The sequence below is a fragment of the Arthrobacter sp. SIMBA_036 genome (assembly GCF_046535135.1).
In the GTDB taxonomy this organism is placed as follows: domain Bacteria; phylum Actinomycetota; class Actinomycetes; order Actinomycetales; family Micrococcaceae; genus Arthrobacter.
Map to the genome: position 1 here is coordinate 1 of NZ_JAWRXG010000153.1, position 275 is coordinate 275.

Consider the following 275-nt stretch of genomic DNA (forward strand, 5'->3'; position numbering starts at 1 on the left):
GCAGAATCGTGGGCTGGCGATGGGCGCCTATACGGCGTTCCTCGATCTCGCGCTGGGAATCGCAAGCCCGGCACTCGGCCTGCTTGCCCACTGGGCAGGTCTGCGCACCGTGTTTCTCGTTGGTGCCGTCGTCGCATGCTGCTCTGCGGGCGTGTCCATCGCACTGATGAAGGCCGCACATTCTCGTTGAATCAAGCCGGGGTCGGGCCGGCACGAAACCTTCCAACTGCCGACCGTGCCATGCAAAGGTAGCGAGCCCGTTTCGGAATGCCGAG

The 275-nt window shown here is 64.0% G+C and carries 1 protein-coding gene; it reads left to right on the forward strand.

Annotated features, from left to right (window positions below; translation table 11 throughout):
- A partial coding sequence (locus SB659_RS19465) for a hypothetical protein (RefSeq protein WP_410551591.1) occupies positions 1-190 on the forward strand: 190 nt, incomplete at its 5' end.
- Between the last annotated feature and the right edge of the window lie 85 nt (positions 191-275).